This is a genomic window from Mucilaginibacter sp. UR6-1, from assembly GCF_020880975.1.
Taxonomy (GTDB): Bacteria; Bacteroidota; Bacteroidia; order Sphingobacteriales; family Sphingobacteriaceae; genus Mucilaginibacter.
This window is the reverse complement of the sequence record NZ_JAJIWP010000006.1, coordinates 169,480-192,949: the sequence shown is the minus strand read 5'-3', so window position 1 is coordinate 192,949 and position 23,470 is coordinate 169,480. Positions and strand designations below refer to the sequence as shown.

Sequence of the window (23,470 nt, the reverse complement as noted above, 5' to 3'; positions counted from 1 at the left end):
GTTGCAAGATAGTAAAATAAATTTTTATACTATTAACGAGGCCTTTATATACCTGTTTTAATAACCTTACGTTCATAAAATGGTATCTACTTTTTTACATGCCTGCTTTTAAATTGTAAAGCATCTATTTAAAAAAGCAATATATTTACCGCACCTACACTTGCATGCACACAAAAAACTTATTGAATATAACTATGAAAAAATTATTACCGGGCATTGCTGCTCTTTTATTTTGCAACACAGTATTTGCCCAAACCGTACCAACAACTACCGCTACTACCCCCGCAAAGGATAAAAAAGGATGGGTATCGTTATTTGACGGCAAAACCACCACCGGGTGGCATACCTATAATAAAGGCCAGCAAGTTGGCGACGCATGGACTGTAACCGACGGCGCTTTGAGCCTTAACCCCGGTGCAGAAGGCCGCGGCGACCTGGTTACTGATAAAGAGTACGAGAATTACGAGCTTACCCTGCAATGGAAAATAGCCGAAGGCGGCAACAGCGGTATTATATTCGATGTGAATGAAGACCCGAAATACAGCTACTCATTTTTAACCGGTATTGAAATGCAGGTACTTGATGATGTTAAGGCTGAAGATAATAAAAAAGACAACCACCTTGCCGGATCGTTATATGACATTATCGCTCCATCAAAAAAGGCAAAACCTGCCGGCGAATGGAACACCATTAAAATACGCCAGAAAGATGGCCAGCTTACCTTTTGGATGAATGGCAGCAAAACTGTTAATGTAAAACTTTGGGGCCCGGAGTGGAAAGCGCTTGTTGCCGGCAGTAAGTTTAAGGATTATCCGGCGTTTGCTACCTATCACAAAGGCCACATAGCTTTACAGGATCATGGCAACGCGGTTTACTATCGCGATATTAAAATAAAAGAGCTTTAATATTTAACTAAGTTTTATTTTTTGCCGGGAGGACAGGCATGAGTGAATTTCAGATAAAAAAATCAACCGTTGTTTATGACGCGGTGATCGTGGGTTCGGGTGCCGGGGGCGGCATGGCCGGTTATGTGTTGGCCCATGCCGGTTTAAAGGTATTAATGCTGGAGGCGGGACCATTTTATGATCCCGCTAAAAACTCCGATCAGCTAAGGTTCAGTTGGGAATCTCCACGCCGTGGCGCCGGTACAACACGCCCCTTTGGCGATTTTGACGCGGCTTTTGGCGGCTGGGAAATTGATGGCGAACCCTACACCACCAAGAATGGCACCGATTTTCAATGGTTCCGCTCGCGTATGCTGGGCGGGCGCACCAACCACTGGGGCCGTATATCATTACGTATGGGCCCGAAGGATTTTAAACCTACCGACGGACTTACTGAAGAATGGCCGCTTACTTATAACGAGATAAAACCCTATTATGATAAGGTTGACCGCCTGATAGGGGTGTTCGGCACGGTGGAGAATATAGAAAGTGAACCTGATGGTATATTTTTACCTCCGCCTAAACCAAGGCTGAATGAGCTTTTTATAAAAAAGGCGGCTATAAAAGCCGGTGTTACCACCATCCCAAGTCGTGGTTCGATACTTACTGAGGCACTACCCGGCAATAAGGACCGTAATGCCTGCTTTTATTGCGGGCAATGCGGCCGCAGTTGTAAAATATATGCCGATTTTTCATCATCATCATGCCTGGTGATCCCGGCGCTGAAAACCGGCAACCTGCAGGTAATCTCAAACGCTATGGTTCGCGAGGTGCTTACCGACAAGAACGGACAAGCAACAGGCGTATCCTACGTAAGTAAGGATGATATGATGGAATACCAGGTAAAGGCTAAAATAGTAATATTGGGTGCCAGCGCCTGCGAGTCGGCAAGGTTACTGCTTAACTCTAAATCGGCAGCACACCCTAATGGCCTGGCCAACGAGAGCAATGTAGTGGGCAAGTACCTGCATGACTCAACCGGATCAAGCGCATCGGGTTTTTTACCGCAACTGCTGGATCGTAAACGTTATAACGAGGATGGTGTAGGCAGTATTCACATTTACTCACCCTGGTGGCTTGATAACAAAAAACTTGGCTTTCCGCGCGGATACCACATTGAATACGGCGGCGGCATGAAAATGCCATCATACGGCTTTGGCTCAGGCATGCACCTGAAGAACGGACTGGTACCCGGTACTGATGGTAAAATGAAAGAGGCCGGCGGCTATGGCGCATCGCTAAAAAATGACTACCGCAGGTTTTTTGGCACTGAAGTTTATATGGCAGGGCGTGGTACCGCTATTGCCCGTGCCGATAATTATTGTGAGATAGACCCCGAAGTGGTTGATAAATTTGGCATACCTGTGCTACGTTTCCATTACAAATGGGCACCTGACGAGTACAAACAAGCCAAACACATGCAGGAAACCTTTAAGGAGATTATGCACAACATGGGCGCTTTAGGTGCCGAATTTAAAGGTGCCGATACCGGCTATGGCCTTGAAGCACCCGGCAAAATCATCCATGAGGTAGGCACTATCCGTATGGGTAATGATCCTAAAAAATCGGCTTTGAACAAATGGTGCCAGGCGCATGATTGCAAGAACCTTTTTGTGGTTGATGCCGCGCCATTTGTGCAGCAGGGCGACAAAAACGCTACCTGGACCATACTGGCCCTGAGTATGCGTACGGCCGAATATATTTTATCGCAACGTAAAAAACTTAACGTTTAATTTTGGGAATATGAACAGGCGCGACTCTTTAAAAGCTCTTGGTTTAGGCACGCTATCAACAACCTTATTGCTTGATGCTTGCAAGCCCAAACCCGAAAAGAAAGTTGTTGAAACCCCGGCTGCGGCGCAGGAACAAGCCCAGCCACAGGCAACCGACACCAACCCGGGCAGGCAGGCCTGGGAAATAGAGCGGGATAAGCTGTTGCAATCTCAGCGCTATTTTACCGCCCAGGAGATGGCTGCCATCACTATCCTGGCTGATATTATTATCCCGAAGGATGATGTGTCCGGCAGCGCTTCAGACGCTAAGGTGCCTGATTTTATAGAGTTTATTGCTAAGGATCAGCCCGAGCATCAGGTACCGTTACGCGGTGGCCTGCGCTGGCTGGATGTACAATGCCTTAACCGCTTTAACGCGATATTTGCAGAATGCAAGCCAGAACAACGCATTGAACTGATAGACCAGATAGCTTATCCCAAAAAGGCTAAACCGGCCATGCAGCAGGGTGTAGCATTTTTTAACCGCATGCGCGATCTGGTAGCTACAGGCTTTTTTACCTCCCAAATGGGGATGAAGGATATTGGCTATGCCGGTAATGCGCCTAACCCGCAATGGGCAGGCGTACCTGCCGATGTATTAAAGCAGTACGGTTTTTCAAACAGCACGTAATTTGTCATCCATCCAGTAAAAAAACAAAAAGCTCTTTGGGGCCATGTGCCCCTAATACCAACGTTTTCTCAATATCGGCTGTACGGCTTGGCCCTGTAACATTGGTGATCATGCTGGGCAGGTTATTGCCGTATTTATGCTTTAACAGCTTGAACCCATCTTTCAAATCGAGAACCATTTGAGAGGTATAGGCCAATACAATATGTACCGGCGGGTATATACTCAGCCTGCGCCCCGCCATACCCTCGTTGGTAAGCAATATACTGCCGTTGCGGGCTATAAGCGCCTCGCAAAGGGTAAAGCCTACCTGTGCCTGGTCAAAATCTTTATCGGTTTCAAAATACGGGTACTCATATTGCTGCAATACTTGCTGCAGGGCCGGCTCCCAGCAATATATTTTATGCCATTTGCGTTCCTCGGCAAGGTTAAGCAGGTTTTCAATAAACTGCACCTCATCCTCACAAAAAACAAACTGCCCGGCTATGGCTGTAAATTGCTCGGCAAACATTACTTCCAGCATATCATCGGCAGGCGGGTAAAGCGGCTGATCCTCAAAGTTGGGGTATGGGTTTTCGCGCTTTTCAAGCAATGCCTTCCGTATCTTTTTCAGCAGCTTTTCTTTAGAGGTAGTAATGTCTTTCATCAGTATAAACAACAAAGCCATCCGTTTTTTATGCGGATGGCTTTATGGGTTATTAATATTTATTTACCGGTATCAGTACCGCTGGTATCAGTTTCTTCAGGATTACGGTTAAAGGTACCTGAATGATCGTTTACACCCTCGTGTACAAGGTTTTGAGCAACCGGCTCCTGGTTTGACTCCTGCGCGCCGTTAACAAACTCATCATACGTGGTACGGTGGTCAAACGGACGTTTGCCCAAGATTTCCTCCAGATCTGATTGGAAAAGGATCTCTTTTTCCAGCAGTTTGTTAGCCAGTTTTTCCAGGCCTTCACGCTTATCATTAAGCAATTGCTTGGTCATTTCATAAACACGGCCAATCAGGTTACGTACCTCTTCATCAATCAGCTCTGATGTTTTTTCAGAGTACGGCTTGTTGAACTGGTATTCGCCTTGTGTATCATTAAATGATACATTACCCACTTTAGGGTTCATACCATAAATGGTTACCATGGCATAAGCCAGTTTGGTAATACGCTCAAGGTCATTTTGCGCGCCTGTTGATATCTTGTTGAATACAATATCCTCAGCAACACGGCCACCCATCGTCATGCACATACCATCAAGCAATTGCTCGGTAGTATATAAAAATTGCTCTTTTGGCAGGTATTGTGCGTAACCCAACGCAGCCACGCCGCGTGGCACTATTGATACCTTAACCAGCGGATCAGCATGCTCCAGGAACCAGCCTGCTATAGCGTGACCGGCCTCGTGGTAAGCCACAATACGTTTTTCTTCGGGCGAGATGATCTTGTTCTTCTTTTCAAGGCCACCGATCACACGGTCAATAGCATCCTGAAAATCCTGCATGTCAACCGCCTCTTTGTTTTTTCGGGCAGCAATAAGTGCGGCCTCATTACAAACGTTGGCAATCTCTGCACCTGCAAAACCCGGGGTTTGTGCCGAAAGTTTTTTAGCATCAACACCATCAGCCAGTTTAACAGGCTTTAAGTGTACCTTGAATATCTGCTCGCGGCCAACCAGATCGGGTTTATCAATAGATACCTGCCTGTCAAAACGGCCCGGACGAAGCAATGCTGAATCAAGTACATCCGGACGGTTGGTTGCAGCCAGGATGATGATGCCTGAATCGGTACCGAAACCATCCATCTCAACCAGTAACTGGTTAAGTGTATTTTCACGCTCATCATTACCGCCTACAATATTGTTTTTGCCACGGGCACGGCCAATAGCGTCAATCTCGTCAATAAAAATGATACATGGCGCTTTATCCTTAGCCTGGCGGAACAGGTCACGCACACGTGATGCACCCACACCAACAAACATCTCCACAAAGTCAGATCCTGACAGCGAGAAAAAAGGCACCTGCGCCTCACCTGCAACGGCTTTTGCCAATAAGGTTTTACCTGTACCCGGTGAGCCTACCAGCAAGGCGCCTTTAGGTATCTTACCCCCCAGATTGGTATATTTTTTCGGATTTTTCAGGAAATCAACAATCTCCATAACTTCCTGCTTGGCTTCTTCCAAACCGGCCACATCATTAAACGTAACGGTTACCTGGGCTTCCTTATCAAACAAGGTTGCTTTTGATTTGCCGATGTTGAATATCTGACCGCCGGGACCGCCACCCGCGCCGCCACTCATACGGCGCATTATAAACATCCATATGGCTACCAGCAGCACACCCATAATGATGAACTGGAATAACGAGTTTGACAGCCAGTTTTCATGCTGTACAAATACGATAGGCGTTTTTTGCTCATCAGTAAGGTCTTTCTCCGCCGTGTTGATGGATTGCTTTAAACTTTCGTAAGATGCATCAGTAAAGGTATACTGCGGGCCGTTTGAGCCGATGCTGATGGAGCGCTTGTCCTTTTTAACATCTTCATACTGCGGCTTGTTAAGGCTGCTTTGTTTAATATAAACATCAGCATAAACTAATTCTCCGCTTTTGTAAACTTCCACCTTCTCCACATCACGCTGTTTCAGCATCTGTGTTTCAAAGCGTTTGTAGGCAATACGTTTGCCCTGTGAGTTATCGAGTATGGTTGGTACAACCAACACCGCAATAATAACAACCGCGTAAAGCCACATCAGGTTAAACTTAGGTGGCTTGGGTGTTATCTTTTTGTTCGATAGTCTTCTTATAGGTTTTGGCTTATCCAATTTATTATCTTTCATGTGTTTTATACCTGCTCAAACTTACAATCAATATTTAAATAATAGGCAATGGTTAATATGGTTGCGTAATTTAAGCGCTCCTGTAATTTTTTATTTCGGCATCGCCCCAAAGGTCCTCAACACCGTAGTACTCTCTTTTATCTGTTCTGAATACGTGAATAACCACATCAATATAATCAAGCAGTATCCATTCGCTGTATTCAAGGCCTTCTTTGCGCCACGGTTCCTGCCCGGTAGCCTTGTATATTTCATCCTCAACGCTCCCCGCTATGGCACGTACCTGTGTTGACGAATCGGCATGGCATATTACAAAGTAATCAGAAACTGAACTGAATATGTTCCGAAGGTCTAACCTCACTATATCATTCCCTTTTTTTTCCTGGATGCCGTGTATGGCTAATTCAGAAATGTAAGCGGATTCATTTATCGCTTTATTTTTTACCATTAAAAAGAATTAGTTTTGAACGATTTTAATATACAGAATATTATACATTGCAAAGTAACATATTTTCAGGATTATTTGTTGGCCAAAATTTAGTAACTCTTAAACAAGTTGACTCAACAAATACATTCCTAAAGAATTTACTGTCAAATTCCACGCCAGTGCCCGAAGGCACCGTCATTATGGCAGAAGAACAGTTTGCCGGCCGTGGCCAAAGGCAAAATACCTGGCATGCACAACCCGGTAAAAATATTACTGCCAGCATATTACTTAATCCCGTTTTTTTAGACATAAATAAACAATTTGACCTTAACCGTGCCGTTAGCGTAGGCATACAGCGCGCGCTTAAACCAATATTGGGTAACCAATTAAAAATTAAATGGCCCAATGATATATACTATGACGATTATAAGGTGGGTGGGATTTTAATTGAAAACATTTTATTTTCAAATACCATTAAACACGCTATCGTAGGCATAGGTATAAATGTTAATCAAAACGATTTTCCGAAAGATGTAACCAATGCATCATCGCTTAAACAGATATTACACAGGGATTATGATTTGAAAGCTTTACTTTCAGACCTTTGCGGTGGTATTGAGGCGGCTTACCTTGAATTAAAGGCAGGCAAAGTTGATGAACTGCGTAACGAATATGCCCAATGCCTGTATGGATTAAACGAAAAGCGGCAATTCAAGTCAAATAATTATATTTTTGCCGCCAAAGTTACCGGGGTAACCCCAAATGGTTTACTGGTGCTGCAAAATGAAACTGAAGAATTAACGTTTGACCTCAAAGAAATAGAATTTTTAAACCCAACTACATGAAAAAACTACTGGTATTATTTGCCGCCATTATGCTATCAGCAAGCGCGTTTGCGCAGATAGAAACCCCCGTAAAATGGAGCTATGCTGCCAAAAGGGTAAGTAAAACCGAGGCCGTTGTGTTTTTTAAAGCCACCATGGAAGATGGCTGGCATATATACTCGCAAAATGTAAAAGAAGGCGGGCCTAATAAAACATCATTCACTTTTGCCGCCTCAAAGGATTTTACACCCGTAGGCAAAACCACCGAACCAAAAGGCATTACCAAATATGAAAAGGTATTTAGTATGGATGTTACTTACTTTGAAAAAGCAGTAATATTTCAGCAAAAAATCAAACTAAAATCGGCCAAGGCAACTACGGTTAAAGGCAAACTGGAGTACATGACCTGTAACGACATGAAATGCCTGCCGCCTGAAGAAGTAGCGTTTAGCATACCCGTTAAATAATAGCGCCCCTTTAAACGATGAATACGCTCACAACGTCGCTTAAGCGCATATTATTTATACTGATTGTTAGCTCGTTAGCCTTTGCATCCGGCACTAAAGCACAGGATACGGTATCAACTGATGGCATTGAATTTACTGACATACCTACCGCGGCTGATAGTTTAGCTGCTGCCAAAGCAAAACAAAAGCAGGATACGCTTAAAAAAGCGGAAACAGCCAAAACCACAGTAGCCGCACCAAAGGACGCCCAAAAAACGCTGTGGCAGATATTTATTGCCGGTTTTTTAGGCGGATTGATAGCTGTAACCATGCCTTGCATTTATCCGATGCTGCCACTTACCGTCAGTTTTTTTACTAAAAAGGCAGGCTCGAGGGCAAAGGGCATAACGCAATCCATGATCTATGGCCTATCCATCATTGTGATATATGTGCTGCTTGGTATGGTTGTTACACTTGGATTTGGCCCCGGGGCGCTGAATGCCCTATCAACAAACGGCATTTTTAACATATTCTTCTTTTTGATGCTGGTGGTATTCGGCATCTCATTTTTGGGAGCCTTTGAAATAACGCTGCCAAGTTCGCTGGCCAATAAGCTTGATGAAAATTCAAACAAAGGCGGCCTTACCGGTATATTTTTTATGGCCGCCACGCTGGTGGTGGTATCATTTTCATGCACCGGGCCTATCATCGGCACTTTGTTGGTTGATGCGGCTTCAAAGGGCGCGCGTTTAGGTCCGGCCATAGGCATGTTCGGCTTTTCATTAGCGCTGGCGTTGCCATTCACCTTATTCGCGCTATTTCCCTCTACCTTAAAAAGCCTTCCTAAATCGGGTGGGTGGCTTAACAGCATTAAGGTAGTACTGGGCTTTTTGGAGTTGGCTTTCGCTTTAAAATTCCTGTCGAATGTTGACCTGGCTTACCATTGGGACTGGTTTGACCGCGAGGTATTCCTGTCATTATGGATCGCCATATTCCTGCTGATGGGCCTGTACCTTATCGGCAAGATCAAATTTTCGCACGATAGCGATCTGGCATTCCTTTCGGTACCGCGTACAATGTTTGCCACTATAGTTTTCGCTTTTGTTGCTTACATGATCCCGGGATTATGGGGTGCGCCGCTTAAATCAATCAGTGCGTTTTTGCCGCCGCCCGCCACGCAGGATTTTTACCTGTCAGACAATGCCGGCGAAGCCGCGCCGATTACGACTCAGAAAGTATCAGTAGGTGAAAAAAAATATGCTGACCTGTTTAAGCGAGGACGTATAAAAGGCATTAATAGTTGGTATGATTATGAGCAGGCTTTACTGGTTTCAAAGCAACTCAAAAAACCCATTATAATTGATTTTACCGGCTGGAATTGTGTTAACTGTCGCAAAATGGAGAATGATGTTTGGGAAGATCCGGCCGTGTTTAAGCGCCTGCGGGACGAGTATGTTTTGCTACAGTTATATGTTGATGAAAAAACAGCGCTAAAGCCCAACGAAGTATATATATCTGATTTCAGTGGCAAAAAAATCACTACATTAGGCGCAAAATGGCTCGACCTGGAGGGTAAGCGTTTTGGTGCTAACGCCCAGCCATACTATGTATTGCTGGATAGCGACGGCAACCTGATGAATGATGCTAACGGACAGCAGATACAGCCATCAGGCGCTAACTTTAACATTGACAGTTATATAAATTTTTTGGACAGCGGAATAGCTGCCTACAAGAATAAAAAATGAGTGAGATAAAAAATATTGGAGTATTTACGTCGGGCGGCGACGCGCCGGGCATGAACGCTGCCATCAGGGCGGTAGTACGTACAGCATTATATCATAATTTTCAGGTCACCGGCATACGCCGTGGCTACGAGGGCATGATAAACGGCGAGTACGAGCCCATGAACCGTAAATCAGTTTCAAACATTATACAGCGCGGCGGCACCATACTAAAATCAGCCCGCAGCGAAGAATTTAAAACACCCGAAGGCCGTAAACTCGCCTATTATCAGCTTAAAAAACATAAGGTTGATGCACTGGTGGCCATAGGCGGTGATGGTACATTTACCGGCGCGAACTTATTAGGTCAGGAGTACGGTATTCCGATCCTTGGTTTACCCGGCACTATTGATAATGACCTTGTTGGTACCGATTATACCATTGGTTATGATACCGCCATTAATACCGTTATAAACGCGGTGGATAAGATACGCGACACAGCCGAATCGCACGACCGACTGTTTATTGTTGAGGTTATGGGCCGCGACTCGGGCCTTATCGCCCTGCGCGCGGGTGTAGCATCAGGCGCCGAGGTGGTGCTGGTACCTGAAAGCACCGAGGATCTGCCGGCATTGATCCACAGGCTGGAACACGGCCGTAAGGATAAATCATCCCGCATAGTGATCGTAGCCGAAGGTGACCGCGAAGGCGGCGCTTTCGAGATAGGCAACATCGTCAAAGAAAAATTCCCCCAGATAGATACACGTGTATCCATATTGGGCCACATACAGCGCGGCGGTAAACCAACCTGTATGGATAGGGTATTGGCAAGCCAGGTAGGTTTTGCAGCGGTTGAAGCCCTGAAAGAAGGCCGCACCGGTGAAATGGTAGGTATTATCAATGGCGAGATCACTTACACCCCATTTGATCACGCCTGCAAAAAACACTCAAAGCTTAATACCAACATGGTTAAGCTGGTTGAGATACTGTCGCTATAAAAGCGATAACTCAAATAAATACAAAAGGCTTTTGCATTAACTGCAAAAGCCTTTTGTATTTACAGCAGCAGATCAGCCACCTCTTTCCAACTGTTAACCCGTTCATAATCATGTATGGCCAGGTTATGCGGCGAGGTGAACAACAGCTTGCGGCCTTCAAAGTTCACAAAGTTTTTAATGCGGTCGTCTATCAATATATCTACGTCCACAATTTTATGTCCGCAAAAAACAATGTTGGTCCATGATATAAAGGGGAAGTGCTCGTTCAGCCACTCCAGTTTATCAGCCAGTGAGTTTTTGAACTCCATAGCGGCCGATACAATGTACAGATCATACTTTTCGTGCAGTTTTTCAACCACCTCATAAGCGCCTTCCATTACCGGAATGTCCCTGAAAAAGCCGGGCTCATTAATATAAACACGCAGGGTATCGCGTATTTCTTCGGGCAATACCTCTCGAAATTCCTTACCCGGCAGGTCATCCAGTTTAACTATGGTTTGATGCCGCTGTTCGTATACGGTTATAAATTTGCCAATGGTGTCGGCCAGTACCTCATCCATATCAATGGCAAGTCGTAGTTTTCTCTCCATGGTGTTAAAAATACACGTTGCGGCGGTATTGTTTGGCATTTATTTTAATTTGAAAATAAGGCTATTACGAATTATAATTTTTAGTACCTTTGCGTCCCCGCTGAAAGAAAACTCCGGGGGAATGTTGAATACATAATTTAAATTGAAACATGGCAACTAAGATCAGATTGCAAAGACATGGTAAAAAAGGCAAGCCTTTTTACTACATTGTGGTAGCCGACTCACGCGCTCCACGCGATGGCCGTTTTATTGAGCGTTTAGGTTCATACAACCCAAACACTAACCCGGCTACAATTGATATCAACTTTGATAAAACTTTTGAGTGGGTTGATAACGGTGCACAACCAACTGATACCTGCCGCGCTATCCTTTCATACAAAGGTGTTATGTACAAAAAACACTTAAAAGGTGGTGTAACTAAAGGTGCCTTAACTCAGGAACAAGCTGATGCTAAATTTGCTGAGTGGGTTGACCAAAAAGAAGGCAAGATCACTGGTAAAAAATCAAACCTGGCTTCGGCTAAGGATGATGCCCGTAAAGCTGCTTTAGCTGCTGAAGCTAAAAAGAAAGAAGACAGAGCTACCGCTATCGCTGCTAAAAATGCTCCTGTAGCCGAAGAAGAAGCTCCTGCAACTGAGGAAGCTGTTGAAACCGCTACTGAAGAAACCAGCGAAAACGCTGAATAATTATTCTTCACAAAAAATTTAAATGATGGCGATGTACCCTAAACGGTCATCGCCATTGTTGTTATATTGAATTTACAACCCATGAGCAAGCAGGAAAACTTCAGGATAGGTACCATATCAAAAACCCGCGGACTAAAAGGCGAAATGCAGCTATATGTTGATTTTGATGGCCTCGACGCTATTAAATTCAACTCGCTGTTTGTAGAGATAGCCGGCAAGCAGGTGCCTTACTTTGTAGCCTCCATAAAATACCCGATGCAGAATGTATGCTACCTTAACCTGGAGGATGTGGATACTATTGAAAAAGCATCGACACTGGTAAAAAAGGATGTATACCTGGCCGGTAAGCTAAAGCCCAGGAAAAAGAAGGAGGAGTTTACCCTGATGGATGTAAAAGGCTTCATCGCCATTGACGACAACCACGGCGAACTCGGCGAAATAACCGATGTATTGGAATACCCCCAGCAGATCATCGCCACGGTACGTTATAACAACCGCGAGGTACTGTTCCCGCTGAACGAGACTACCGTTAAAGGCATCAATACCGAGGATGGTGAATTATACATTGAACTGCCCGAAGGTTTGCTTGATGTATATATGGAATAAAAATATGTCAAATATATTTGACATATGTAAAGTTTGTTTTACTTTTGGTAAATCAAACTTTACAATCATGAAATCACGTTTCTTATTTCCTTACAAATGTCGCAGCATTGGCGTTGTATTATTTATACTGGGCTTTGTGGTAGCTTCATTCGGTTATTATTTTAGAGATAGCTTTGTTAACTGGCAATTCCGCCAAAATTTAAACCTTACAGAATTTTTGCATGATACCGCAGTATCAATGTGGATAGGCGGATTGTTTCTGATAGCCTTTAGTAAGGAGCGGATTGAGGATGAACAAATAGCGCAGCTCCGCCTTGACTCATTGCAATGGTCTATCTATTTTAATTATGCCATTTTAATATTGTGCATCATTCTTTTGGATACACGGCATGTTATGCTGGGTGTGGCTGCTCATTTTATATTTACGCCACTATTGTTTTTTATCATTCGCTTTAAGTGGTCAATCTATCAGCTAAACCGTTCAATAAAAAATAACGACTAACCGCATGAAAAACAATCTGCGTGTTGAGCGCGCTATTAAAAACATGACTCAGGGCGAACTGGCCGAGCTGATCGGTGTATCGCGCCAAACCATTAATACTATTGAGAGTAATAAATACGTACCCTCAACTGTATTGGCCCTAAAGATTGCCCGCGTATTTGAAAAACCGGTTGAAAGTATATTTTTACTGGAGGAGGAAGATTAGTGATTGGAGATTAGTAGTTAGAGATTAGTTAAATAACTATTACATATATGAACTGAGTACTGATCTCTAAAAACTAATTACTAATTACCAACCACTAATCTCCAACCACCAATCACTATCTTTGCCTCATGCGTTTTGATATCCTTACCGTTTTACCTGGCCTGCTCGAAAGTCCGTTTGCACATTCTATTTTGTTGCGTGCGCAAAAAAAGGGCATAGCCGAAATTCATGTACATAACCTGCGCGATTATGCCACCAATAAGCATAAAAGCGTCGACGATTATCCGTACGGCGGCGGCAGCGGCATGGTGATGATGATTGAGCCTTTCGCGGCTTGCATTGAAAAACTAAAGGCCGAACGAGAGTATGACGAGGTGATTTTTATGACGCCTGACGGCGAAACGCTTAACCAGAATATTGCCAACCAGCTATCGGTAAAAGGCAACATTATTATACTTTGCGGGCATTATAAGGGGATAGATCAGCGTGTACGCGATCTGTATGTTACCCGTGAAATGAGCATTGGCGATTATGTACTCTCCGGCGGTGAGCTGCCCGCGGCGGTATTGGTTGATACGGTTGTTAGGCTGATTCCCGGTGTGCTGAGCGATGAAACATCGGCCCTGTCCGACTCCTTTCAGGGCGACCTGCTGGATGCCCCGGTTTATACCCGCCCGGCCGACTGGAACGGCCATAAGGTACCCGATATTTTATTGAGCGGCAATACGCCCGAAATTGAGAAGTGGCGGTTTGAGCAGGCTTTGGAGCGTACCAAAACCCGCCGTCCCGACCTTTTGAATGAGTAAAAGCGTAATTGCAGGGAATTATTCCTGCAATACGCCTATGTAGTAATTAAAGGTATCAACCTCTACATTATCTTTAGTAGCGCCATCAAGCGCTAATGGCGATAAGCGTTTGCCAACGTTTATCATTTTATATTCTCCACCTTTGGTTCTCAGGCGTACCGGCATGGCAAAACGCGGTGTTTCCGCAATCCAGCGGGCATATATTTTACCGCGAATATCCACCAGTTCAAGTATCGGCAAGGTACCATGTTTCAAATATTGCTCAAATACGGTCGACAGGTCAATGCCGGCTTGCTCGCTGATGTATTTGGTTACATCATCATAAGTAACCGTTTTGTGGTAGAAGGTTTTGCCCAGGCCACGCAGGATGCCGCGCCACTTTTCATCGTCGTTAATAATGGTACGTACCATGTTCAATAAATTAGCTCCTTTAGGATACATATCGCCCGAACCTTCTTTATTTACATCATACGGGCCAACAATAGGGCCATCATTTGAAATGCCGGTACGCTGCCCGTGTATATACTCCTGCCCGGCTTGCTTGCCCCAGCGGCTTTCAGTATAAATACCCTCGCTATAAGTAGTAAAGCTCTCGTGTATCCACATATCGGCAATATCTTTGGAGGTAATGTTATTGCCAAACCATTCGTGGCCGCTCTCGTGCACTATAATGTAATCCCACTTGGTGCCATACCCTGTGCCCGACATATCCATACCCAGGTAACCCTTTTTGTATTTATTACCATAGGCCACCGCGCTTTGGTGCTCCATACCCAGGTGAGGCGTTTCAACCAGCTTGTAGCTGTCCTCATAAAAAGGATATGGCCCAAACCAGTGTTCAAATGCCTTTAGCATAGGTTTTACATCTTCGGCAAAGTGAACTTTTGCTTTGGCGAGGTTGTAACTCAACACCCAAAAGCTCAGGTCGAGCTTCCCCTTTTCGCCGGCATAACTGTCTGTCCAATTGGCATAATCGCCTATGTTGGCGGCAACATCATAGTTGTTGATCGGGTTTTTAACGATCCAATCGAAACGGGTATAGCCATCTTTCAGTTGCGTTACCTTGCGCAGGCGGCCGTTTGATACATCTTTCAGCCCCTTTGGCACGCTGATACTGATGAGCATGCTATCCACCTCGTCGGCCTGATGATCTTTATTTGGCCACCAGATGCTGGCACCCGCCCCCTGGCAGGCCGTAGCAACCCAGGGCTTACCTAATGAGTCGGCAGTAAACACCACGCCGCCGTCCCAGGGTGCATTCTTAGCAATGGTTGGATTACCTGAATAATAAACGGTAAATTCATCCCTGCTGCCTTTTTTGATGGCTTTAGGGAAGGCAACAAACACCGCGTTAAACTCACGGGTGAAAGGAACCTCTTTGCCTTTGTATGTCACCTTTTCAACTTTAAGGTTATCATACAGGTCAAACTGAAGTTTGGTAAAATCTTCGGTAGCCGTAAATTTAAACAGGTTGCTGCCGCTGATAAATTTTTGATCGATGTTAAACTTAACATCAAGGTGATAGTAATTAATATCATAGCAGGCACGCAGCGGGCTTATCATCCCCCGCAGCGTATCAGCACGTGTAAATTCGGTTTTCTTTTTCATTAACTGGGCCGATGCGGTGCCGATCATCGTACTGCAGGCCAGCAGGAGTAATAAGGTTTTCTTCATTGGATTATTTTAATATCTGTACATCAATAAAGCTATCGTTAAATACGGTTTCGGTAGCTTTTATGTAATCGCTTTGTTCGGCTTTGTATGGGTTCTCCACAAATTTTTGCGGGTTGCGCGCCACTATCGGGAACCAGGTGCTTTGTACCTGTATCATAATGCGGTGGCCTTTTTTAAAGGTATGCAGCACATCCTGCAAACGGAAGTTTACATCAGCCTTTTGCCCGGCAACCAACGCTTCCGGCTTTTCAAAGCTCTTGCGGAAACGCGCCGGCATCACTTCCGAGCGTACCATTTGCCAGTAATTACTTAGTATAATGCTTTTGTTAGGCATAAAGGCGTGGTTCGGCTCATCAGGCGGATAAACATCTATCAGCTTCACCACAAAATCGGCATCAGTACCGGTAGTGGCTATTTTCAGGTTGGCCATGATTTCGCCGCCAAGGGTCACATCATCCGTTAATACATCGGTTTGATAAACCAGTACATCCGGCCTGCGGCCCGCAAAGCGCTGATCCTCACTCATATATCCAAATGGTGTAAAGCCCGCGGTTGTGGAGTTATCCTCGGTATAAGGCACCGGTTTCATAGGGTCGCTTATGTAGCTTACCGAGCCTGGTGTGGTTGGCTGCGCATCGGCCAGTTTACCATCGGCGGCTAAGTAGAATTTTTTGTGTTCGGCATTGGCGGCGGGCCATTTATCAAAAGTAGCCCATTCCTTTTTGCCGGTATTAAACATATACGCTTCGGGCAGGCCGGTAGCTTTATCACCTTTACCCTTTAAAAAGTGCCTGAAAAATTTAGCCTCTATCTCTTTTTGGTAAAAGGTAGCTATGCTATCGCCAAAGTATACATTGCTGTGCAGCGTATGCCCTGTTTCCTGCGACCAGCGGCCATGGCCGAAAGGCCCCATCACAATGGTGTTGTAAGTTGATGGATTTTTTTTCTCGATGGTTTTGTAAATATTCAGTGGGCCCGAAAGATCCTCGGCATCAAACCAGCCACCCACCGTCATTACCGCGGTTTTTGATTTGTTATTGAAGTGCTTTAACAAACCACGCTTTTGCCAAAATTCATCATAGTTGGGATGATCAATGGTTTCCTGCCAAAAAAAGTTGTCTTTATAGTAGTTATCGGCATTTTTAAGCGGACCAAGATCAAGCAGAAACTGGTAGCCATCGCGCGTGCCGGGGTTGATCATTTTATTAGCGAACCATGATGCGCCGGTTGTATCGGCCTTACCTTTAGGCACACCAAACACCGGGAAGGTAAAAAAATAGCTTTCGATAAAAGCACCGTTATGGTGAAAATCATCAAACCAAAAATCAGATATAGGCGCGCCCGGAGATGACGCCTTCAATGCCGGGTGGTTTGACAGGATGCCCGCCGCGGTGTAAAAGCCCGGGTACGATATGCCGTATTGCCCAACACGGCCGTTGTTACCGGTAACGTTCTTGATCAGCCAGTCGATAGTGTCATACGTATCCGATCCTTCATCCACATCGGTCTTGCCTTTTTTATTGTCGATAACCGGGGTCATGTTGGTCCAGGTGCCTTCGCTTTTATAGCGGCCACGCACATCCTGGTAAACAAAAATGTAGCCTTCTTTCATGATCTCGGCTGATGGACCAAGCCTTCCGGGGTATTTATCAGCACCGTACGGGCCTATGCTGTAACAGGTGCGGTGCATCATTATCGGGTACTTGTTCTGCTTTGAGGCGTCCTTAGGGGTGTAAATGGAGGTAAACAGCCTTACCCCATCGCGCATGGTGATGTAAACATCCTTTTTGGTAAAGTGCTCCTTAACATAGTCTTGCTGTGCAAAGGCAGCATTACAAACAGCCATGGCTGTTAAAAACAGTGCGGTAAGCTTTTTCACTTGGTCGAAAAATTTGAGTGTACAGTTAATGCATCTAAAGTAATAATAATATAGCAATATGGCAGGCTGTAGCATGGCCGTAGTATATGTGTAACAAACAAATTATGCAGTATGCTGTCCTATTGTCAAACAGAGGTATAAAAGGGGCATATTAGGGTTGGTTTAGTTTCAATACCAGCATTTAATGTTTTAACTTTGCCCCGTAATAAAACACACAACTATGCAATATGATGTTATCGTAATAGGGTCGGGGCCGGGTGGCTACGTGGCTGCTATACGTTGCGCCCAACTGGGTTTAAAAACCGCTATCATTGAAAAATACAGCACGCTTGGTGGCACTTGCTTAAACGTAGGCTGCATCCCTTCAAAAGCCCTGCTCGATTCATCTGAGCATTACCACAATGCCGCGCATACCTTTAAAACACATGGCATCAACCTGGATAACCTGGGTATTGATTTTGGCCAGATGATAAAGCGTAAAGAGGAAGTAGTAACCGCCAACACCAGCGGCATTACCTACCTTATGAAAAAGAATAAGATCGACGTTCACCAGGGTATTGGCTCATTTAAGGATAAGAACACCATTGTAGTTACTAAAGATGATAAAAGCACGCAGGAACTGACCACCAAAAACGTGATCATTGCTACGGGTTCAAAACCATCGGCACTGCCGTTTATCAAGATAGATAAACAACGCATCATCACCTCTACCGAGGCCTTAACGCTTAAAGAAGTGCCTAAGCATTTAGTGCTGATTGGCGGCGGTGTTATCGGCCTGGAACTGGGTTCGGTTTACGCACGCCTGGGTGCCAAGGTATCTGTAATAGAATTCATGGACGGCATTATCCCAACCATGGATAAAAGCCTGGGCAAGGAGCTGCAAAAAGTGTTAAGCAAACTGGGTATGGAGTTTTACCTGGGCCACAAGGTTACCGGCGCAACTGTACAAGGTGAAGAAGTTACGGTTACTTTTGACAGCCCTAAAGGCGAAAAGAAAGAGCTTAAAGGCGATTACTGCCTGGTAGCTGTAGGCCGTATTGCTTATACCGATGGCCTGGGACTGGAAAACATTGGCCTTACCGTTGAAGAGCGCGGCCGTAAGATCACCGTTGATGAGCACCTGGAAACCAGCGTTAAAGGTGTTTACGCCATTGGCGATGTGATTAAAGGCGCTATGCTTGCCCATAAGGCCGAAGATGAAGGTACTTTTGTAGCCGAGATAATAGCCGGACAAAAACCGCATATTAACTACAACCTGATACCGGGCGTGGTTTACACCTGGCCCGAGGTTGCCAGCGTTGGCTTTACCGAGGAGCAGCTTAAAGAAAAAGGCACCAAGTACAAAACCGGGTCATTCCCGTTCAAGGCCAGCGGGCGTGCACGTGCCAGCGGCGATCTGGATGGATTTGTTAAGGTATTGGCCGATGCCGCTACCGACGAGATATTAGGTGTACATATGATAGGTCCACGCGCCGCGGACATGATTGCCGAAGCCGTTTTAGCAATGGAGTACCGTGCATCAGCAGAGGATGTTACCCGTACCAGCCACGCGCACCCAACCTACACCGAAGCCATGCGCGAAGCCTGCCTTGCCGCAACCGGCAACCGGGCCATACATATTTAACAACCTTAAAAAGTTGTAAAGTTTAAAAGTTATAATGTTGACTTGCGATGGCTAAGTTTCAAAGATTTGAGGATTTAGAGATTTGGAAAATAGCTGTAGATATAGCAGTTGAGATTTATAACATTTGCGATAACGAGCCGCTACGCTCTGATTGGGGTATGAAAGACCAAATCAGACGAGCGGCTTGTTCTATGTCAGACAATATTGCTGAAGGGTTTGAATATAATAACAATCCTGACTTCATACGTTTTCTTAACTATGCTAAAGGCTCCGCCGGAGAATTTAGAAACAAGCTTATCATACTTTTTAAAGCCGGTAAAATCGTTGAAACAAAATACAATGAGTTTTACAACAAGAGTATTGAATTCTCAAGCAAAACAAAAGCACTAATAGAATACTTAAAGAAATTTGAAGCGGATAAAAAACGAAAATAACTTTACAACTTTCAAACCTTACAATATTGAAAATACATCATGCCAATTCTCATCAACATAGCCATAACCATAGCCACCATAGCTTTTATGGAGGCTTTTTCGTGGTTTATTCATAAATACCTGTTTCATGGGCCGCTGTGGTTTATACACAAAACACACCATCAGCAACGCCATGGCTGGTTTGAGCTGAATGATGTGTTCAGTATCGGCTTTGCCGTATTAGCCCTTTGGCTGATGTGGCTGGGCCATACTACTTTAGATTATCGTTTTTGGATAGGCACCGGCATCAGCATATACGGCACCATCTACTTTATATTTCATGACTGGTTTATCCATAACCGCTTTAAAGCATTTAAAAGCCGAAACCGTTACCTGGCGGGTATTCGCCGGGCGCATAAAATTCACCACAAATCCACAGAGAAAAATCCTTCGGAAGAATTTGGGTTATTGGTTGCGAGTAAAAAATGGTTTCGTTGATCATATCAAAAAAACAGAGGCTTGATATTTTGTATCAAGCCTCTGTTTTCTTTGAAATATCTGAATGATTTAATCCTCACCAACACCGCCGCCGCTGTTGCTTGTTACACTGGAAACCGAGAAATCCCATCGTAATGAACTAAATGAGGGAATAGAAGTACTGCCTGACATACCATAAGCTAAACCCGACGGCACCAAAAGCGAAATAGTTTGCCCGTTACGTACTTTTGTTAAACCTTCAATAACACCCGGAACCAATTGTTCAACAACAAAGCTTGTACTTGTTGTAGCTTCGTCAAGTTTGGTATTGTTCATGTTATACAATGAGTAAGTAACACCAACTGTTGATGTTTTTGCGATTACCCTGCCGGTATCTGATCCTGAAATTTTATAATAAAGGCCGGAAGCAGTTTTGGTATAGCCTGTAATACCGATGCCATAAGCATTTGCGTATTTGTTGATGCTTAAATCATCATAAGCCTTTTGGTCAGCCACTATGCGCACCCAATAATCAAGGCACTGGTTACCGGCTATACGGTTGCCCGAACTGCTGCTGCCCGATCCGTAACCGTTAACACCATAAGCCATACGCGATGGAATAAGTATACGCGCGCTTGCGCCTTTATACTTTAGCACATTATAAATTGCGTTTTGCAAGCCCTGGGGTAAATTCGCTGTTCTAAATTGACCTAAAAAGCCATAATAATGATTAATTATAGTATCAGTAGCAATGTATCTGCCATCAAAACTGCGGATGGTATATACCATGGCTACACGATCTGAATATTGTATTCGCGGGCTATCAACCAAACCTTTATCAATAAGTTGATAGTATAAGCCTGATGTATCGCTATCGCTGGTATCGCGCACCATGCCGCTCAGGCCGTTGGTGCTTATATAGTTTTGTATCTGCTGGTCATCATACTCCTTAATGTTAGGATAAACTTTATCCTTATTGCATGATGCGAAGATCACGGTTGAGAACAATAAAAGTGTAAATAGTTTTTTTTTCATCTATGTTAGTTCGTTACGTCGTATAGCGTTATGTCAAATTCGAGGAGTGAGTTGGCCGGTATGCCATACTTAGGCTGATCGTACGGGCCATACGCATAGCGCGATGGTGATAAAATGCGTACCCTGCCGCCTTCCTGCACCTGTGGTATACCCAATTGCCATGCCCTGATAATGCCGCTGCCCAGCGTGTATGATGGATGAAAGTTGGCAGTGGAATCAACAGTTTGGCCGGTTAACAATAATTTGGCCTTATAACCCACCGTTACCTTGGTCGAGTTGGTGAAAACATCATTACCGCTGCCCTCATTAACCACTATGTAGTAAACACCCGTTGTATCAATACGCTGAGCTACATCCTGCAGGTTATTATCGGCAATGTATTGTTGTAGCAACTCGTCGTCAATACGGGCTTGCTCACGGTACCTTTCAGCACCTACCAATGATTTTTTACAGCCCGCGGCCATAGCCACCGCTGCAAAGCACAATATAACCAACAGTATCCTGTTCATCTTACTTCTCAACCGGCAAAGTTATTCTTTTATAATTCAAAAACAGCAGCTTAACACTTTTTAACGTTTAACGCTGCGGCGGATGCTTTATTTTAGCAGTTGATCAATGTTTATCAGGATCATAATTAAGGGTGAGGGTATTGATCTTTTTAAGCAGGTTGCTCAGGTAATCACGCTCCTTTTCGTTAATGCGGCTGTTAAGGTAATTGTTAAATTGCTTTACCACCTGGCGGGCAAGCTGGCGCTTTTCAATACCCGCGGGGGTGAGGTATATTTTAACCGAGCGCTTGTCGCCCGCGTTCATTTCCCGGTAAATCAATCCGGTTGTTTCCAGGTGATTAAGCATACGCGAAAGGCTGGTTGATTTTAAGCCCAGCAACTGCGCCGCCTGTGATACGGTGGTACCTTCCGTTTCATCAATATTGATTAAAAGGTAACCTATTTTTTGGGTAATGCCATGCTCAATAACAATCTGGTTATAACGGTTGGCCATATTTTGCCAAACTATCTTCAGCAGATAATCTATTGTTTCCTGATGCTTTAACGGGTTACGCATAATTTAGCAAACATATATAAATTTATCCTCTGCCTTTGCCTAATCAACACTTTCTAAAAAATGGATCAGCCCGTTAAGCGCCCTTGCCCGGTGGCTTATAGCATTCTTTTCATCCATACTCATCTGGGCAAAAGTGATGGTGTACCCATCGGGTTCAAATATCGGGTCGTACCCGAAACCGCCATTGCCTGCACGCCCGGGGCGTATAGTACCTTCAACCGTTCCCTCAAACAAGTGCTCCTGCCCGTTCCATATCAATGATATTACCGTACGAAAACGGGCCTTACGGCCAGTAACGCCTTCCAGGCTTTTCAGCACCTTATCCATATTAGCCTCATGATCGCCATGCGTGCCCGCGTACCGTGCCGAATATACACCCGGTTCGCCATTCAGGGCATCTATTTCAAGGCCGCTGTCATCAGCAAAGCAATTAACGTTATACTTTTCAAATATATACCTGCTTTTTATACCGGCATTCTCAGCAAAAGTGGTTCCTGTTTCGTCAATATCACCGGTAAAGCCAATATCGGCAAGGGTTAGCAGCTCTATTTTATCGCCAATCATTTGTGCAACCTCTTCCAGCTTGTGGCGGTTATTAGTGGCAAGTACAAGTTTGTGCATGTTTTAAAAGTTTTTTACCTGCTCCCAAAAGGCTTTTTTGATATCGTTGCTGCTCATCATCTCACCAAATGCGTAGGTGATCAGCACCGGCAGGTTGTTAAATGCGCCTGCCTGGTTAAACGCCATATTTGCCAGCTCGCCGGGTGCTGCTGCCCTGCCAAGTACCAATATACGCCGGGGTTTAAACTGCTGCGCGAGTTGGGTTATGGTTAGGTCAGGATATTTACCAAGGTTAACGATGGCAATATCATCTATGGTATGATCCTTACGTTTTAAAGTTGCCTCGAGGGCGGCCTGGTGGTCAGTAGCGATAAATTGGGTATCGGTGTAATGAGTTAAAACAATAAAGCCTTTTTTATTTTGGCCGAGGTATTCAACAGGCTTTGGTGCAACCGGCTCTGCCGGAGTTTCAGCTTCGGGCTGCGGTTCTGGTTGTTGTGATGCGGCCCCCGCCGGCTCAACTGCTTGTATTGTCCCGTTAAACAAATGTTTTTCGGTACTTAGCAAAAACACATCGTCATCAAACAAATACCTGTAAGCGGCCGGATCTTCTACTCTCACTTTAACAAATTTTAACAAAAGTAACTAAACGCTTTGAAGCTTTATGGGCATATTAGCACAATAATAAAGTGCATATTTATTTAAACGCGGTAATTAACAATTTTTTACCGAAATTCGTGTTTTTTTAAAGGATAGCTATCCGA

The 23,470-nt window shown here is 44.6% G+C and carries 26 protein-coding genes; 15 read left to right on the top strand and 11 right to left on the bottom strand.

Annotated features, from left to right (window positions below; genetic code table 11):
- Positions 1 to 194 precede the first annotated feature (194 nt).
- Genes LJ707_RS19045 through LJ707_RS19035 form a run of 3 tightly spaced genes read left to right on the top strand, consistent with a single transcriptional unit; the run spans position 195 to position 3,347 of the window.
- On the top strand, positions 195 to 905 hold the full coding sequence (locus tag LJ707_RS19045) for a DUF1080 domain-containing protein (protein ID WP_228954063.1): 711 nt from the start codon (positions 195 to 197) through the stop codon (positions 903 to 905).
- Positions 906 to 943: 38 nt separating this feature from the next.
- On the top strand, positions 944 to 2,677 hold the full coding sequence (locus tag LJ707_RS19040) for a GMC family oxidoreductase (RefSeq protein WP_228954061.1): 1,734 nt from the start codon (positions 944 to 946) through the stop codon (positions 2,675 to 2,677).
- Positions 2,678 to 2,687: 10 nt separating this feature from the next.
- Positions 2,688 to 3,347 (top strand): gluconate 2-dehydrogenase subunit 3 family protein, encoded by a 660-nt coding sequence (locus LJ707_RS19035; protein WP_228954060.1) that lies wholly within the window; start codon positions 2,688 to 2,690, stop codon positions 3,345 to 3,347.
- A 4-nt stretch (positions 3,348 to 3,351) separates the two neighbouring features.
- Here LJ707_RS19035 and LJ707_RS19030 read toward each other — a convergent pair whose 3' ends face one another.
- The 3 genes from LJ707_RS19030 to rsfS form a co-directional block, all read right to left on the bottom strand.
- The gene (locus LJ707_RS19030; protein ID WP_228954058.1) at positions 3,352 to 3,990 is read right to left on the bottom strand and encodes a lactate utilization protein; all 639 of its coding nucleotides are present in this window, start codon (positions 3,988 to 3,990) and stop codon (positions 3,352 to 3,354) included.
- Between the two features lie 59 nt (positions 3,991 to 4,049).
- Positions 4,050 to 6,170, bottom strand: a complete 2,121-nt coding sequence (gene ftsH / locus LJ707_RS19025; RefSeq protein ID WP_228954056.1) for an ATP-dependent zinc metalloprotease FtsH — start codon at positions 6,168 to 6,170, stop codon at positions 4,050 to 4,052.
- A gap of 70 nt (positions 6,171 to 6,240) precedes the next feature.
- Positions 6,241 to 6,615, bottom strand: a complete 375-nt coding sequence (rsfS, locus tag LJ707_RS19020; protein WP_228954054.1) for a ribosome silencing factor — start codon at positions 6,613 to 6,615, stop codon at positions 6,241 to 6,243.
- 47 nt (positions 6,616 to 6,662) lie between these two features.
- Between rsfS and LJ707_RS19015 the strand changes: the two genes are divergently transcribed.
- The 4 genes from LJ707_RS19015 to pfkA are packed head-to-tail and all read left to right on the top strand — an operon-like array spanning position 6,663 to position 10,583.
- Complete coding sequence (locus LJ707_RS19015) at positions 6,663 to 7,439, top strand: biotin--[acetyl-CoA-carboxylase] ligase (protein ID WP_228954052.1); 777 nt, start codon at positions 6,663 to 6,665, stop codon at positions 7,437 to 7,439.
- Positions 7,436 to 7,885 carry a protein-disulfide reductase DsbD N-terminal domain-containing protein gene (locus LJ707_RS19010; RefSeq protein ID WP_228954050.1) on the top strand — a complete coding sequence of 150 codons (450 nt, stop codon included), beginning with the start codon at positions 7,436 to 7,438 and terminating at the stop codon, positions 7,883 to 7,885. The genes LJ707_RS19015 and LJ707_RS19010 overlap by 4 nt, the downstream gene beginning before the upstream one ends.
- Positions 7,886 to 7,902: 17 nt before the next feature.
- Positions 7,903 to 9,609 (top strand): protein-disulfide reductase DsbD, encoded by a 1,707-nt coding sequence (locus LJ707_RS19005; protein WP_228954048.1) that lies wholly within the window; start codon positions 7,903 to 7,905, stop codon positions 9,607 to 9,609.
- Entirely contained in the window at positions 9,606 to 10,583 is a 978-nt protein-coding gene (gene pfkA / locus LJ707_RS19000) for a 6-phosphofructokinase (protein WP_228954046.1), read from the top strand. Before LJ707_RS19005 ends, pfkA begins: the two co-directional genes overlap by 4 nt.
- Before the next feature lie 59 nt (positions 10,584 to 10,642).
- Here the strand turns inward: pfkA and LJ707_RS18995 are convergent, their stop codons facing one another.
- Complete coding sequence (locus tag LJ707_RS18995) at positions 10,643 to 11,173, bottom strand: 5'(3')-deoxyribonucleotidase (RefSeq protein WP_228954045.1); 531 nt, start codon at positions 11,171 to 11,173, stop codon at positions 10,643 to 10,645.
- Between the two features lie 149 nt (positions 11,174 to 11,322).
- Here LJ707_RS18995 and LJ707_RS18990 point away from each other — a divergent pair, with 149 nt between their 5' ends.
- The 5 genes from LJ707_RS18990 to trmD all read left to right on the top strand — a co-directional run bounded on the left by LJ707_RS18990 (position 11,323) and on the right by trmD (position 13,978).
- A complete protein-coding gene (locus LJ707_RS18990; RefSeq protein WP_228954044.1) occupies positions 11,323 to 11,859 on the top strand; it encodes a 30S ribosomal protein S16 in 537 nt (178 codons plus the stop codon).
- Between the two features lie 81 nt (positions 11,860 to 11,940).
- A complete protein-coding gene (rimM, locus tag LJ707_RS18985) occupies positions 11,941 to 12,465 on the top strand; it encodes a ribosome maturation factor RimM (protein WP_228954043.1) in 525 nt (174 codons plus the stop codon).
- Positions 12,466 to 12,532: 67 nt separating this feature from the next.
- Entirely contained in the window at positions 12,533 to 12,967 is a 435-nt protein-coding gene (locus LJ707_RS18980) for a hypothetical protein (protein WP_228954042.1), read from the top strand.
- Between the two features lie 4 nt (positions 12,968 to 12,971).
- On the top strand, positions 12,972 to 13,172 hold the full coding sequence (locus tag LJ707_RS18975) for a helix-turn-helix transcriptional regulator (protein WP_228954040.1): 201 nt from the start codon (positions 12,972 to 12,974) through the stop codon (positions 13,170 to 13,172).
- Between the two features lie 128 nt (positions 13,173 to 13,300).
- The gene (gene trmD, locus LJ707_RS18970) at positions 13,301 to 13,978 is read left to right on the top strand and encodes a tRNA (guanosine(37)-N1)-methyltransferase TrmD (protein WP_228954039.1); all 678 of its coding nucleotides are present in this window, start codon (positions 13,301 to 13,303) and stop codon (positions 13,976 to 13,978) included.
- Between the two features lie 18 nt (positions 13,979 to 13,996).
- On the opposite strand, the gene LJ707_RS18965 is transcribed toward trmD, so the two are convergent.
- Complete coding sequence (locus LJ707_RS18965; RefSeq protein WP_228954037.1) at positions 13,997 to 15,652, bottom strand: M1 family metallopeptidase; 1,656 nt, start codon at positions 15,650 to 15,652, stop codon at positions 13,997 to 13,999.
- Positions 15,653 to 15,656: 4 nt separating this feature from the next.
- A complete protein-coding gene (locus LJ707_RS18960) occupies positions 15,657 to 17,531 on the bottom strand; it encodes a CocE/NonD family hydrolase (protein ID WP_228954034.1) in 1,875 nt (624 codons plus the stop codon).
- Positions 17,532 to 17,751: 220 nt separating this feature from the next.
- On the opposite strand from LJ707_RS18960, the gene lpdA reads away from it, so the two are divergent.
- Genes lpdA through LJ707_RS18945 form a run of 3 tightly spaced genes read left to right on the top strand, consistent with a single transcriptional unit; the run spans position 17,752 to position 20,066 of the window.
- Positions 17,752 to 19,155 (top strand): dihydrolipoyl dehydrogenase, encoded by a 1,404-nt coding sequence (gene lpdA, locus LJ707_RS18955; RefSeq protein ID WP_228954032.1) that lies wholly within the window; start codon positions 17,752 to 17,754, stop codon positions 19,153 to 19,155.
- 47 nt (positions 19,156 to 19,202) lie between these two features.
- Positions 19,203 to 19,589 carry a four helix bundle protein gene (locus LJ707_RS18950; protein WP_228954030.1) on the top strand — a complete coding sequence of 129 codons (387 nt, stop codon included), beginning with the start codon at positions 19,203 to 19,205 and terminating at the stop codon, positions 19,587 to 19,589.
- A 39-nt stretch (positions 19,590 to 19,628) separates the two neighbouring features.
- Entirely contained in the window at positions 19,629 to 20,066 is a 438-nt protein-coding gene (locus LJ707_RS18945) for a sterol desaturase family protein (protein WP_228954028.1), read from the top strand.
- A gap of 69 nt (positions 20,067 to 20,135) precedes the next feature.
- Here LJ707_RS18945 and LJ707_RS18940 read toward each other — a convergent pair whose 3' ends face one another.
- From LJ707_RS18940 to LJ707_RS18920, 5 genes are all read right to left on the bottom strand, one after another.
- Complete coding sequence (locus LJ707_RS18940) at positions 20,136 to 21,080, bottom strand: FKBP-type peptidyl-prolyl cis-trans isomerase (RefSeq protein ID WP_228954026.1); 945 nt, start codon at positions 21,078 to 21,080, stop codon at positions 20,136 to 20,138.
- A 5-nt stretch (positions 21,081 to 21,085) separates the two neighbouring features.
- Positions 21,086 to 21,589 (bottom strand): FKBP-type peptidyl-prolyl cis-trans isomerase, encoded by a 504-nt coding sequence (locus LJ707_RS18935; protein WP_228954025.1) that lies wholly within the window; start codon positions 21,587 to 21,589, stop codon positions 21,086 to 21,088.
- A gap of 103 nt (positions 21,590 to 21,692) precedes the next feature.
- Complete coding sequence (locus LJ707_RS18930) at positions 21,693 to 22,145, bottom strand: MarR family winged helix-turn-helix transcriptional regulator (protein ID WP_228954022.1); 453 nt, start codon at positions 22,143 to 22,145, stop codon at positions 21,693 to 21,695.
- 39 nt (positions 22,146 to 22,184) lie between these two features.
- A complete protein-coding gene (locus LJ707_RS18925; protein WP_228954020.1) occupies positions 22,185 to 22,766 on the bottom strand; it encodes a non-canonical purine NTP diphosphatase in 582 nt (193 codons plus the stop codon).
- Between the two features lie 3 nt (positions 22,767 to 22,769).
- A complete protein-coding gene (locus LJ707_RS18920) occupies positions 22,770 to 23,327 on the bottom strand; it encodes a hypothetical protein (RefSeq protein ID WP_228954018.1) in 558 nt (185 codons plus the stop codon).
- Between the last annotated feature and the right edge of the window lie 143 nt (positions 23,328 to 23,470).